Below are 11,754 nucleotides of genomic sequence, written 5' to 3'. Positions count from 1 at the left end.
CGCGGCTGCACGCGGCGGCGCTGAAGGTGCTGAACCTGTGAGGGCAGGGGGGCGGATTCTTTTGCGTGCCAGCGTTACGGCCGGAGACAAGGGCCCCCACGCTTATGACGCGCGCCCTCCCTCCCCCCTTTGCGGGGGAGGGAGGGCGCCGCGCGTGCACAAGACCTGCGGGACGCATCACCGTGCTGGATGAGGCTGCCGCCGTGCGCGCCAGCCCGATGCCGCCGGCGGCGGGCCGCCTCACTGCCCGCCCGCCCCGCGCGCCACCGTCACTGTCCGGCGCCGGCGAGGGCCGTCGACGGCGCGCTCGGAAGGGCATCCACGCGGGCGGCCGCCGGCGGCATCAGGCTGGCGAGCAGGACGGGCGCGTTCAGCAGCACGCGGATGGGTCCCGAAGGTCTTGTGCAAGCGCGCCGCCCTCCCTCCCCCGCAAAGGGGGGAGGGAGGGCGCGCGTCATAAGCGTGGGAGCCCTTGTCTCCGGCCGTAACGCTGGCACGCAAAAGAATCCGCCCCCCTGCCCTCACAGGTTCAGCACCTTCAGCGCCGCCGCGTGCAGCCGCGGATCGCCGGCCGCCACGATCCGACCGCCCCCGGCCGCCGGGCCGCCGTCCCAGGTGGTGATCCGCCCCCCGGCTCCCTCGATGATCGGGATCAGCGCGACGATGTCGTAGGGCTTCAGCCCCGCCTCCACCACCAGATCGATCTGGCCCGCCGCCAGCATGCAATAGGCGTAGCAATCGGTGCCGTAGCGCGACATCCGCACCTGCCCCTCCAGCGCCCGGAAGCGCGCGGCCTCCTCCCCGGCCGCGAACAGCCGCGGATCCGTGGAGGCCAGGATCGCCTGGGCGAGGTCGCCGCAGCGGCGGGTCAGCAGGGTGCGCTCGCCCGCGGGCCCGCGCAGGCGGGCGCTCTTCCCGTCGCCGGTGAAGCGCTCGCCGAGATAGGGCTGGTGCATCAGCCCGCGCACGGGCACGCCGTGGCGGGTCAGCCCGATCAGCGTGCCCCAGGTCGGCAGCCCCGCGATGAAGGCCCGGGTGCCGTCGATCGGATCGAGCACCCAGACACACTCGGCATCGGTCCGCTCGGCGCCGAACTCCTCGCCCAGGATGCCGTGGCCCGAAAAGGTCTGGCCGATCATTTTCCGGAGCACGACCTCGGCGGCCCGGTCGGCCTCCGTGACGGGATCGAACGGGGCGCCACCGCTCGCCTTGTCGTCGAGCCCGAACTGGGCGCGGAAGAACGGCAGGATCGCCTTCCCGGACGCGTCCGCCAGATCGTCCAGGAACCGCCCGAGTTCGACGACGCTCATCGGCTCACTTCCCCGTCCATCTGCGGCCGGCCCGATCGACCGCCCGGCGGCTGACGAAACCGGTGCGTCCCCCCGGCCGTCAAGTCCCCGCGAGCGGAACGGCGGACTCATGCCCCCGCGGCTGCGTGTGCCGGCCGAGCCCGGTCACCGGCCGCAGGGGCATGGATTGCGGCGGCATCCCCGGGCTCCGGTTCCTGCGCGGCGGCCAGGACGGCCTCCACGACGGCCCGCAGCGAGCCGGCCTGCATGTCGGCTCCCGCCGATCGCTGCGCGCCGGATGCGGCCCGATTGTCGTCCCGGGCGAGCCAGAGGCCGAGCAGAACCGGCACGCCGGGTATCCGTTCCTTCAGGCGCCGAATCAGGCGGCGCAGATGGGTCGGCTCGCCGTCGAGCACCAGGGAGATGATGCAGACCATCCGGGCCGGCCCGGGCTCGAAGCGCCCGATCCGCGCCGCCGACGCCTCGGCGAAGGGCACGGTGCGGGCGCCGATCCCGCGCTTCTCCAGGATCTGGGCCAGGATGGCGGCGGCGGCCTCGTCGAGGAAGCCGCGCCCGGAGATGCACAGCACCGCGCCCTGCCGCGTCCAGGCCGCCGCGAGGCCGTCCGGCGCCGGGCCCATGGGCAGCGGGCTGCAGGCGCCCTCGCCTGCTGCGCCACCCCCCTGCCCCGCGGCCTGCGTGACGGCGTCGCTCCGGTCGGCGAGGTCGGCGATCAACTCGCCCAGCGCCGTGCGCATCGCCGCTTTCTGCCGGGCGGTCAGCACGCCCCGCGCGGCATCCCGGGCGGCGAGTTCGAGCGCCTTGAGCACCACCTCGTCGTAGTAGGACGAGAGCGCGCATTGCTGCAGGATCAGCTCGGCATGGCCCAGCACCTCCTCCGAATCACCCGCGAGGATCCGCTGGTAGAAGTTCTGCACGGGGGTGAGCGCCGGCCGGTCGCCGAACAGCACGTCGAGGAATTCGAGGTGCTCCACGTAGCGGCCGAGCACCACGAGGCAGGCGGTGAGCGGCGTGGAGAGCAGCAGGCCGACGGGCCCCCACAGCCAGGTCCAGAACAGGGCCGAGACCAGCACCGCGAAGGGCGAGAGACCGGTGGACTGGCCGTAGAAGATCGGCTCGAACACTTGGCCGGTGAGCGGTTCCAGCACGACGAACAGGATCGCCACCGCGATCATCATGTTCCAGCCGGGATCGACCGCGGCGGCGAGCGCCATCGGCAGGATCGCCGACACGAACGCGCCGAGATAGGGCACGAAGCGCATCAGGGCCGCGAAGATCGCCCAGAGCACCGGGTTCGGCACGCCAATGACGTAGAGCCCGATGCCGACCACGACCCCGAAGGCGGCGTTGAGGGCGAGCTGCACCACGAAGTAGCGGCTGAGTCGGCGCGCCGCGTCGTCGATCGCCACGGTGGTGCGGTGCAGGTCGCTCGACCCCGCGAGCCGGATCATCCGGTCGCGCAGGTCCTCCCGCTGCATCAGCACGAACAGCAGCACCACGAACACGATGCCCACGGTGGCGAGCGGGTGCATCACCGGCGCGAGCACGGTCGAAAACATCTCCATCGTCCCGGGCGGGGTCGAGGCGACCTCGACCACGATGGGTTTCTGCGGTGACGCCGCCTGGTCCGGCGCCGGTTGCGGCGGGGTAGCCGGCGTCTCCGCAGCGCCGCCGGCCTTGGCCGCCTCCTTGCCGACCTCCCGGCCCGCTTCCTGGCCCGCCTCCTTGCCGCCGGTATGGAGAGCCCGGCCGATATTGGCCACGTACGCGGTCAGGTGCCCGACGGGGGAGTCGCGCAGGCCGTCGACCTTGCGCTCGATCGTGGACCGGTAGCGCGGGACGTCCCCCGCGAGATCCGCCGCCTGGATGCCAATCAGGGTCGCCAGCGCCGCGACGATCCCCAGGGTCAGCAGGACGCTCACGCCCACCGCCACCAGCCGCGGCAGGCGCAGGCGCCGCAGGCGATTCACCAGCGGTGTCAGCACGAACGACAGGAGCAGCGCGATCGCGATCGGGATGAAGATATCGCGGCCGAAATACAGCGCCGCGATGATGGTGGCGCCCACCACCACCGGCGATGCCATCGCGGCGCGTGGCGTCTCGGCGGCGGCGACGCGCGCGGGGCGCGGCGGGATCGGGGACGCGCCCTGCCGCCCCGCTGGTTCACCCCCGACCGGGGTTCTCGTTGCCATGCCGCGATCCGCGCCCCGAACGCCACCTGCGCGCGCCCACCGGGGTCGGACGGGGCGCGCCCACGAGGAACGGCATGGGCGGGGAAAACGATCCCGCGCGGCGCGATCGTGGGCGGGGCATACCCCTCAGGCCACGGCGTGGCGCCGAAGGCCTCGTCACGCCCGCAATTCGACCAGGAGCAGAGCGAGGATATCCGCGAGCTCCACCGGTTCGATGGCGGCCAGGGCCTGGGCGGCGACCTCGGACTTATCGCACGCGTCTACGGCGTCCGATCGCTGGACGACCACCTGGGGATCGTAGTCGGCCTTGTGCCGCAAATCCTGCAAGCTCATGAACACGGTTGCGAATACCCGTGCCTCGGGTGAAACGCTGCGCCGCCGCAAGAGCGTCTGTTGCCGTTGCCCCAGGATTGGCCGGTCGATCGACCTGCAGCCGTCCTTCATCCGACCATGGACGAACCCACGATCGATCAAAGCGCAGGCCGCTGTATGGCTGTGCGGCGCGCCCACGAAGCGCACGGCCGCCAATTTCAGAGCCGTATGAAACAACGCGTAGCAGGCTGACGAGATCGCGCGACGGCATTAGGCGTCGACCGGCGAAGGTCCGGCCGCCAGGGCGCGCCCGACCTGCAGCAACTCATGGGGATCGAGCACGGGTGCGGGCGTCCCGGTCGTCGCGCGACAGGAAACGGACGATTGGATAGCATTCGTCTCCGGCCTCGATCAGAGGTCTCTGATCTTCAGGCTGATCCGAATCTTATCGGCTGGCGTCAGGATAGATGGCTGGCCTGGCTCGAGTTGAACCGTGTTGAAATAGACGGGCTCGTCGGACGAATCGAGACCGATGGCGACTTCGGCATCGCCGGCCTGAGAGCCGGCAACACTTCGAGCGGCATCGAAGCTGATCTTGCGAATGTCTTTCATAGGCAGGTCGGTCATGGCGCGATCCTGCCGCCGTGGCGGCAGGTCGTCAACGGCTGGCCTCGTCGGGCTTCACGCCCCCTGCACGCCGGCCCGCATCACGTCGCCCGCATCCTTCAGCTCCGGCAGCGACCAGCAGAGCTGCATCACCCGCTTGGCCTGCGTCTCCGGCAGCACGCCCGCGGCGAGGTCCGTGAACTTCGCCTCCAGCTGCGCATCCGACATCGGCTTCTCGACGCTGCCGATGGCGTGATCGATGTGGCGGTGGAACGTCCGCCCGTCGTTCAGGGTCACGGTCATGTCGACCTGCGCGGCGTCGATGCCGGGAGTCACCACCGGCATCACCTTCTGGCGCAACGCCACCACGCGGGGGTCGTTCACCGCCCGGTCGCTGAACTGCTTCTCGCCGCCCGCCCCCTCCACGAAGGCGACCGCGGCGGCGTGGTAGATGCTGAACTTGCCCTCCAGCCCGGTCTTCGGCGCGGTCTTGCCGGTCAGCTCCAGCACCAGCGGATGGACCTTGAGGTCGACGCGCTTGATGTCCTCCGGCTTGACGTGATCTGCGTCGCGGATCTGGATCGCGGCGTCGATCGTCGGGTGCATGACGATGCCGCAGGCGAAGGGCTTGTAGGTGTTGAGCAGCGACTCGTAGCGGGTGCCGAGGCCGTCGGTGATCTCCGACCAGTCCTGCTTGGTGGAGATCGTGTTGGCCCAGCCGCGTTTGGCCTCGATCATCCCGTCCGACGAGGTGAAGCCCTTGGCCGCCAGGATCGCAGCGAACAGGCCGTTCGCCGCCGCCCGGCCCGGGTTGAAGCTCTTGTTCATCGAGCCGAACGATTCCCGCAGGCCCACCGGCTGCGAGGCGGCGAGTCCCAGCGCGTAGACCATCTGCTGCTCGGTGAGCCCCATCAGCTTGCCGGCGGCGGCGGCCGCGCCGAACGGCCCGCAGGTGCCGGTGATGTGCCAGCCGGCATCGTAATGGTTCGGATAGACGGAATTACCGATCCGGCACTCGGTCTCGATCCCCACCACCAGGGCGTCGAGGAAATCCTTGCCCGAGACCGGTTTCATCTCGGCATAGGCCAGGATCGCCGAGGCGACGGGGCCGGCCGGGTGGATGATCGTCTTCAGGTGGGTGTCGTCGAAGTCGAAGATGTGGCTTGCCACGCCGTTGAGGAAGGCGGCGTTCATGATGTCGAAGCGTTCGGTCCGGCCGAACAGCCCGGCCTGGGGCGGCCCCGAGAAGGGCTGCAGGGCCGAGGCTGCGACGTCCACGGTTTCGTGGTGCGAGCCGCCGATCGCCACGCCGACCCAGTTCAGGAAGCTGCGCACGCCCTCGCGGCGGACGTTCTCCGGCAGGGTGTCAGAGGAGGATCCCAGGATCCACTGCGCCAGGATCTTCGTCACGGGCGGCGGGGGCGTCTTGGCGGGGGGCTTCGACGCCTCGGCGGCCTGCCCGGCCTGCAGGGCGGGCGGCGTCAGGGCGAGGCCCGCGGCTCCGATCAGCGAGCGGCGATTCATCATCTCGGCGTTCTCCCGCGACGGGCTGCCCGCGGCAGCTCCGGTTGGTCGACATGATAATGAATTAGATCGTGCGTCGTCAGCCCGCGTGTTTCACAACGGCGGGACTGACACTGCCCAGGCAGAGGCTTTCTGGCTGAGGGCACGGCGTGAGAGGGGTGCCAACGGCGTTCATGATCCATGCGCCCGGGAACAGGGCGATGCAGACTGCTTCGACGTGACGGCGTCGGATCTCTGCCTGAAACCGCGAGAGGGCTGGCTCTCACACCACCACCGGCAGCGCCTCCTGCTCGCCCACGGAGAACACCCGCCGGTAGCGGGCGACCTCCTCAATCGGCCCTTGAGCCTTGGTGGGATTGTCGGAAAGCTTCACGGTCGGCCGCCCGTCCGCCTCCGTGACCTTGCAGACGATCGAGACCGGATCGAGCTTGCCGTCCGGCAGGAGCCCGCGGAAGTCGTTGGTGAGCAGCGTGCCCCAGCCGTAGCCGATGCGCATCCGCCCGTGGAACCGGGCGTGGATCCGCTCGATCTCGTCGATGTCGAGCCCGTCGGAGAAAATCGCGAGCTTGTCCCGCGGGTCGCGCCCGCGCTCCTGCCAGAACCGGATCGCCTCCTCGCCGCCCTCGATCGGATCCTTGGAGTCGATGCGGATCCCGGTCCAGTCGCTGACCCAGGCCGGGGCGTTCGCCAGGAAGCCGGTCGTGCCGTAGGTGTCGGGCAGGATCACCAGCAGGTTGCCGCCGTAATCCTCCTGCCAGTCGGCCAGCACCCGGTAGGGCGCGGCGGCGAGCGCGGCATCATCCTCGGCGAGCGCTGCGTAGACCATCGGCAATTCATGGGCGTTGGTGCCCACGGGCTCGACCTCCTGCCGGGCGGCGATCAGGCAGTTCGAGGTGCCGAGGAACGCCCCGTCCAGCCCCTCCGCCATGGCCTGCACGCACCAATCCTGCCACAGGAAGCCGTGGCGGCGACGGGTTCCGAAATCCGCCACCGACAGGTCGGGCAGCTTCTGCAGCCGCTGAATCTTCTCCCAGACCCGGGTCATGGCCCGGGCGTAGAGCACCTGGAGATCGAGCTTGCCCATGCCCCGCAGCACGGCCCGGGCGCGCAGCTCGTTCAGGATCGCCAGCGCCGGGACCTCCCACAGCGTGGTCTCGACCCAGGGGCCGTGGAAGGTGAGTTCGTACTGCCCGTCATGGACCGCGAGTTCGTATTCGGGGAGCTGGAAGGTCTCGAACCAGCTCACGAAGTCCGGCTCCAGGATCCGCCCCTGGCCACGAAACACGTTGCCGCGCAGCCACGTGACCTCGCCCTTGCTGAGGCGCAGCGTCCGGGCGTGATCGAGCTGCTCGCGCAGGAGCCCGGCATCGACCTCCTCGGCGATGCGGATCCGGTGCGTCCGGTTGGTGATGCCGAAGGTGGCGCGGATGTCCGGGTGCCGGCGCAGAATCGACTGCGCCATCAGCAGCTTGTAGAAATCCGTGTCGAGCAGCGACCGCACGATCGGGTCGATGCGGAAGCTGTGATCGTAAACCCGCTTGGCCAGATCGAGCATTTTTCTTGAAGACTCTGCCGCGCCGTGCCGACGCAGAGCGCATGCCGAGCCCGGCCCCGTCAAGAAGACGGGCGGCCTCCATCCGGAGACCGCCCGCGGAAATCCGAGTCTCTGAAGCCCGGTCTCAGCCCAGATCCACCTTCTTGGTCTCGGTCTTGGGGCTCTCGCCGGTGAGCGAGGCCTTCACGTAGCCGTAGAGGTGCAGCATCGTGCTGTTCGGGCTGTCCCAGTACTCGCCCTTCTCGGGATGGACGCGGATCAGCGCGACCTCCGGATCGTCCTTGCCGTTGGGAAACCAGGTCTTCAGGCTCTCATTCCACTTGTCATTGATCTTGGCCTGATCGCGCACGATCTCGGCCTTGCCCGCCACCGAGACGTAGGTCTGGCTCGACGGGTCGGAATAGGCGAGATTGACTTGGCTGTCCTTGCTGATCTCGGCCGTCTTGGGCGAGTGCAGCTTGGTGAAGAACCACAGGTCGCCGTTCTCGTCGGCGTCGTTGTTCCACATCGGGCGGCTGTTGAGCGTGCCGTCGCCATCGACGGTGGTCATCATGGCGATCTTCACGTCCTTGATGAGCTCGAACAGCTTCTTCGCGCCCTCGTGGTCGCGGTGGTTGCCCTGATGCATGAATTGGTCTCCTGATCGTCGGTCCGAGCGGTGATTCCCGCGGGGCGCGGATGCGCTCCGGAGGGGGCCCCGCCTGAAGGCTGCCCCGACAACGGATCAATCTCCGGTTGGTTCAGCTTGCGCGTGCGGAGACAGAGGTTCGGATGGCGCAGTCACCGGCGAGGCGGCGGGCCACCGTGCTGCTGGCCCTCGATGCGCTTGTTCTAGCGGTCCTGCCGGCGGGGGCCGCGGTGCGGTTCGGCCCAGGCGTGCGCATCGGCGGCCACGATGTATCCAATCGGCGTTACGGCAGCGTCCATATCGAGCGCGTGAAGCGGCTGCGCGGCCCCCTCGGCTGCCGGCACGTCCGCAACGGCGTCTACCGGCGCGGCGACGGGACCGTGGTGCGCGGGCCGATGGAGGAGTGCAATCTGATCGCGAACCCGCATTGAGACATTGGTCCGGCAGATCCGAGCGCCGGCCATCGGAAGCTTCGCAAGGCTCGGCACCGGCAAGGCGTGCGGAATCGAGGCGCGGCTGGCAATCGCAGACCGAGGGTCTGGTGTTCTGGGCAGGCTCGGTTACATGCACTGGCATACCTGCTTGCCCGGTGGAGAACGATTGTGGCGATCACCCGTGACGACGTGCTGAAGGCGCTCGCCGACGTCACCGTCGATGCCGCCGGCACCACCCTGCCCGGCTCGGGGCGGCTCTCCCAGGTCGTGGTCGATCCGAACAGCCGCGTGATGTTCTCGATCCTAGTCGATGCGAGCGAGGCGGAGCGGTTCGAGCCGGTGCGGCGCCAGGCCGAGGGCCGCGTCCTGCAGATGCCGGGCGTCTCGGGCGTGTTCGCGAGCCTGACCTCCGAGCGGAACCAAAGCCATCCGGCTCAGAGCACCGCCGCCCCGCGCCCCGTGACACCGCCGCCGGCGGCCCCACCCCGGCCCGGCGCTCCGCCCAATCAGGGACCGCAGATCGCCGGCGTGCGCCACATCGTGGCGGTGGCCTCCGGCAAGGGCGGCGTCGGCAAATCGACCACCGCCTGCAACCTCGCCCTCGCGCTCCAGGCGCAGGGGCTGAAGGTCGGCCTCCTCGACGCCGACATCTACGGCCCGTCGGTGCCGAAGCTGTTCGGGCTCTCGGGCAAGCCGAATGTCGTCGACAACAAGGCCATGGAGCCGATGGTCGGCTACGGCCTCAAGGTCATGTCGATCGGCTTCCTGATCGAGCCCGAGACGGCGATGATCTGGCGCGGTCCGATGGTGCAGTCGGCCATCACCCAGATGCTGCGCGACGTGCTCTGGGGCGAACTCGACGTGCTGCTGGTCGACATGCCGCCCGGCACCGGCGATGCGCAGCTCACCATGGCGCAGGCGACGCCGCTCGCGGGCGCCGTGATCGTCTCGACGCCTCAGGATCTCGCGCTGATCGATGCGCGGCGCGGCGTGACCATGTTCAAGAAGGTCGCGGTGCCGATCCTCGGCGTGATCGAGAACATGGCGACTTTCGTCTGCCCGAATTGCGGCCACGCCTCGCACATCTTCGGGCATGGCGGCGCGCGGATCGAGGCGCAGCGCCTCGGCGTGCCGTTCCTCGGCGAGGTGCCGCTCGACATGACCATCCGCGAAACCTCGGATGCCGGCCGTCCCGTGGTGGCGACCGATCCGGAGGGGCCGCACGCCAAGGTCTATCGCGACATCGCCGCGAAGCTCTGGGCGAACCTGTCGGGCGCACCGGTGGGCCGGACGGCGCCGAAGATCGTCTTCGAGTGAGGCCATGGCGCCGCCGGCATCGTCTTCGCCGGTCCTTGGATTGATCCTGGCCGGCGGGCGGGCGCGGCGGATGGGCGGTGGCGACAAGCCGCTGCTGCGCCTCGGGGGGCGGACCCTGCTGGAGCGGGTGGTCGAACGGCTCGGGCCGCAATGCGGGGCGGGATTGGCGCTCAGCGCCAACGGCGACCCGGCGCGGTTCACGGGGTTTCCGGGGCCGATCCTGCCGGATCCGCTCCCGGATCAACCGGGCCCGCTCGCCGGGATTCTGGCCGGATTGGAGCAAGCGGCGGCGCAGGGCATCGCGCGGGTGGTCAGCGTGTCGGGCGATGCCCCGTTCCTGCCGGAGAATCTGGTGGCGCGGCTCCAGGCCGTCGCGCCGGAGACCGGCCTCGCCCTGGCGGCGTCGGGTGCACGGCAGCATTACACGATCGCCCTCTGGCCGGCGGCCCTGCGCGACGACCTGCGGGATTATCTCACACGGGGCGAGCGGCGCGTCGGCGCCTTCCTCGACCGGTACGGTGCGGCGGTGGCGTCCTGGCCGGTCGAGCCGCTGGACCCGTTCCTCAACATCAACACGCCGGTGGATCTGGCGGCGGCGGAAGCGCTCGGTTTCAGGTCAGGATCTGAAGACCATGTTTCTGAACGATCGCCAGGAGCTTGAGCGCCATGCCGCTGGGCTTCTTGGCGCCTGTCTCCCACTTCTCGACAGTGCTTTCGCTCGTGTTGAGATATCGGGCAAAGACCGGCTGGCTGACGTTGAGGCTCTCACGGAGCTTCTTGATCTGAGCCGGCTCGATCGCGGGCGGCGCCATGAGGCACGCTTCGTCGAACCAGCGCAGCCCCGCCGCGTCGGTCACACCGGCTTCATGGAGGGCAACCGCGGTCGCGTGGATCGACTCGAAGGCGTCGCTCTTAAAGGTCCGCTTCCCCACCATCGCAGATCTCCGTGATGTGCCCGGTCGAGACGAGGCGGGCGATATCCGCCTCAGAGGTCTTCCCGAATGCGTTGGCCAGCTGACGGAAGGCTCTCGGCTCATCGTCCTCTATGTTGGCGCGATCCTGCTTGGCGAACGGGTACTGATACAGCCAATAGGCGCCGGCCTTGGTCAGGATGATGCTCCGGTGCCTGTTCCGGTTCAGGCGCTTCTTGAAGACGCCGCCGCCGAGGTCGTCCGATTGGCCGTTCGCGACTTCGCACATCGCGGCGCATAGCGCCCGATCCGCAAGTCCGGCTTTTCTCGCCGCCTTGGCAAACCACGCTGTCTTGAAGGTGCGCAGGCCATTTTGAGGCTCGGAGGCCACGAAAGGGTGGCACCGATGGCGTGCGCGAGGCTCGCCCGCACGCCGCGTTGGGCGCGCGGGCGAGCGGACGATCAGGCCGCCGCGACGCTCGCCTTCACGATCTTGTCCGGCGAGCGCGGCGGCTCGCCCTTGTTGATCGTGTCGACCACGTCCATGCCCTCCACGACCGTGCCCCAGACCGTGTATTGCTTGTCGAGGAAGCGGGCGTCGTCGAAGCAGATGAAGAACTGCGAGTTCGCCGAGTGCGGGAAGTTGGTCCGCGCCATCGAGCAGGTGCCGCGCACGTGCGGCTCGGCGTTGAACTCGGCCTTCAGGTCCGGCAGGTCCGAGCCGCCCGAGCCGGTGCCGGTCGGGTCGCCCGTCTGGGCCATGAACCCGTCGATCACCCGGTGGAACGGCACGCCGTCGTAGAAGCCCTGCGATGCCAGCGTCTTGATGCGCTCCACGTGGCCCGGCGCGAGGTCGGTGCGCAGCGCGATCACGACGCGGCCTTTGGTGGTCTCAAGCACGATGGTCTCGTTGTCGGCCATGTCGTTATCCTTCCGGTTTGGGGAACTGTATCGGCGCGTGCCGG

Annotated in this window: 13 protein-coding genes; 3 read left to right on the top strand and 10 right to left on the bottom strand. The window is 69.4% G+C overall.

The features are described from left to right. Positions 1–521 precede the first annotated feature (521 nt). The 7 genes from hisN to MKK75_RS21015 form a co-directional block, all read right to left on the bottom strand. Positions 522–1,310 carry a histidinol-phosphatase gene (gene hisN / locus MKK75_RS21045; RefSeq protein WP_244044465.1) on the bottom strand — a complete coding sequence of 263 codons (789 nt, stop codon included), beginning with the start codon at positions 1,308–1,310 and terminating at the stop codon, positions 522–524. Positions 1,311–1,417: 107 nt separating this feature from the next. Continuing rightward, complete coding sequence (locus MKK75_RS21040) at positions 1,418–3,502, bottom strand: AI-2E family transporter (protein ID WP_244044464.1); 2,085 nt, start codon at positions 3,500–3,502, stop codon at positions 1,418–1,420. Positions 3,503–3,658: 156 nt separating this feature from the next. Next, positions 3,659–4,030 (bottom strand): hypothetical protein, encoded by a 372-nt coding sequence (locus tag MKK75_RS21035; RefSeq protein WP_244044463.1) that lies wholly within the window; start codon positions 4,028–4,030, stop codon positions 3,659–3,661. Between the two features lie 195 nt (positions 4,031–4,225). Next, positions 4,226–4,441 carry a hypothetical protein gene (locus tag MKK75_RS21030; RefSeq protein WP_244044462.1) on the bottom strand — a complete coding sequence of 72 codons (216 nt, stop codon included), beginning with the start codon at positions 4,439–4,441 and terminating at the stop codon, positions 4,226–4,228. A gap of 54 nt (positions 4,442–4,495) precedes the next feature. Then, on the bottom strand, positions 4,496–5,947 hold the full coding sequence (locus MKK75_RS21025) for an MmgE/PrpD family protein (RefSeq protein WP_244044461.1): 1,452 nt from the start codon (positions 5,945–5,947) through the stop codon (positions 4,496–4,498). A 259-nt stretch (positions 5,948–6,206) separates the two neighbouring features. Continuing rightward, positions 6,207–7,499: a nicotinate phosphoribosyltransferase gene (pncB, locus tag MKK75_RS21020; RefSeq protein ID WP_244044460.1), complete on the bottom strand. Its 1,293-nt coding sequence runs from the start codon at positions 7,497–7,499 to the stop codon at positions 6,207–6,209. A gap of 124 nt (positions 7,500–7,623) precedes the next feature. After that, complete coding sequence (locus tag MKK75_RS21015; RefSeq protein WP_244044459.1) at positions 7,624–8,127, bottom strand: pyridoxamine 5'-phosphate oxidase family protein; 504 nt, start codon at positions 8,125–8,127, stop codon at positions 7,624–7,626. A 143-nt stretch (positions 8,128–8,270) separates the two neighbouring features. Between MKK75_RS21015 and MKK75_RS21010 the strand changes: the two genes are divergently transcribed. The 3 genes from MKK75_RS21010 to mobA all read left to right on the top strand — a co-directional run bounded on the left by MKK75_RS21010 (position 8,271) and on the right by mobA (position 10,539). Next, a complete protein-coding gene (locus MKK75_RS21010; RefSeq protein ID WP_244044458.1) occupies positions 8,271–8,558 on the top strand; it encodes a hypothetical protein in 288 nt (95 codons plus the stop codon). A gap of 171 nt (positions 8,559–8,729) precedes the next feature. Next, positions 8,730–9,878 carry an Mrp/NBP35 family ATP-binding protein gene (locus MKK75_RS21005; RefSeq protein WP_244044457.1) on the top strand — a complete coding sequence of 383 codons (1,149 nt, stop codon included), beginning with the start codon at positions 8,730–8,732 and terminating at the stop codon, positions 9,876–9,878. Positions 9,879–9,882: 4 nt separating this feature from the next. Continuing rightward, positions 9,883–10,539 (top strand): molybdenum cofactor guanylyltransferase MobA, encoded by a 657-nt coding sequence (gene mobA, locus MKK75_RS21000; protein WP_244044456.1) that lies wholly within the window; start codon positions 9,883–9,885, stop codon positions 10,537–10,539. On the opposite strand, the gene MKK75_RS20995 is transcribed toward mobA, so the two are convergent. The 3 genes from MKK75_RS20995 to MKK75_RS20985 all read right to left on the bottom strand — a co-directional run bounded on the left by MKK75_RS20995 (position 10,490) and on the right by MKK75_RS20985 (position 11,710). Then, entirely contained in the window at positions 10,490–10,813 is a 324-nt protein-coding gene (locus tag MKK75_RS20995; protein ID WP_244044455.1) for a helix-turn-helix domain-containing protein, read from the bottom strand. The two genes, mobA and MKK75_RS20995, sit on opposite strands and share 50 nt — an antisense overlap. Continuing rightward, entirely contained in the window at positions 10,791–11,180 is a 390-nt protein-coding gene (locus MKK75_RS20990) for a type II toxin-antitoxin system RelE/ParE family toxin (RefSeq protein ID WP_244044454.1), read from the bottom strand. Before MKK75_RS20990 ends, MKK75_RS20995 begins: the two co-directional genes overlap by 23 nt. Positions 11,181–11,251: 71 nt before the next feature. After that, complete coding sequence (locus tag MKK75_RS20985) at positions 11,252–11,710, bottom strand: peptidylprolyl isomerase (RefSeq protein ID WP_244044453.1); 459 nt, start codon at positions 11,708–11,710, stop codon at positions 11,252–11,254. Between the last annotated feature and the right edge of the window lie 44 nt (positions 11,711–11,754).

This window comes from Methylobacterium sp. J-030, assembly GCF_022829545.1.
In the GTDB taxonomy this organism is placed as follows: Bacteria; Pseudomonadota; Alphaproteobacteria; order Rhizobiales; family Beijerinckiaceae; genus Methylobacterium.
Note: the sequence above shows the minus strand (reverse complement) of the source record. Positions and strands in the feature narration are given on the sequence as shown.

Bases quoted from the DNA above. Each gene is read 5' to 3' on its own strand.
- hisN (WP_244044465.1), bottom strand. From the start codon at position 1,310: ATGAGCGTCGTCGAACTCGGGCGGTTCCTGGACGATCTGGCGGACGCG.
- MKK75_RS21040 (WP_244044464.1), bottom strand. From the start codon at position 3,502: ATGGCAACGAGAACCCCGGTCGGGGGTGAACCAGCGGGGCGGCAGGGC.
- MKK75_RS21030 (WP_244044462.1), bottom strand. From the start codon at position 4,441: ATGACCGACCTGCCTATGAAAGACATTCGCAAGATCAGCTTCGATGCC.
- MKK75_RS21025 (WP_244044461.1), bottom strand. From the start codon at position 5,947: ATGATGAATCGCCGCTCGCTGATCGGAGCCGCGGGCCTCGCCCTGACG.
- pncB (WP_244044460.1), bottom strand. From the start codon at position 7,499: ATGCTCGATCTGGCCAAGCGGGTTTACGATCACAGCTTCCGCATCGAC.
- MKK75_RS21015 (WP_244044459.1), bottom strand. From the start codon at position 8,127: ATGCATCAGGGCAACCACCGCGACCACGAGGGCGCGAAGAAGCTGTTC.
- MKK75_RS21010 (WP_244044458.1), top strand. From the start codon at position 8,271: ATGGCGCAGTCACCGGCGAGGCGGCGGGCCACCGTGCTGCTGGCCCTC.
- mobA (WP_244044456.1), top strand. From the start codon at position 9,883: ATGGCGCCGCCGGCATCGTCTTCGCCGGTCCTTGGATTGATCCTGGCC.
- MKK75_RS20995 (WP_244044455.1), bottom strand. From the start codon at position 10,813: ATGGTGGGGAAGCGGACCTTTAAGAGCGACGCCTTCGAGTCGATCCAC.
- MKK75_RS20985 (WP_244044453.1), bottom strand. From the start codon at position 11,710: ATGGCCGACAACGAGACCATCGTGCTTGAGACCACCAAAGGCCGCGTC.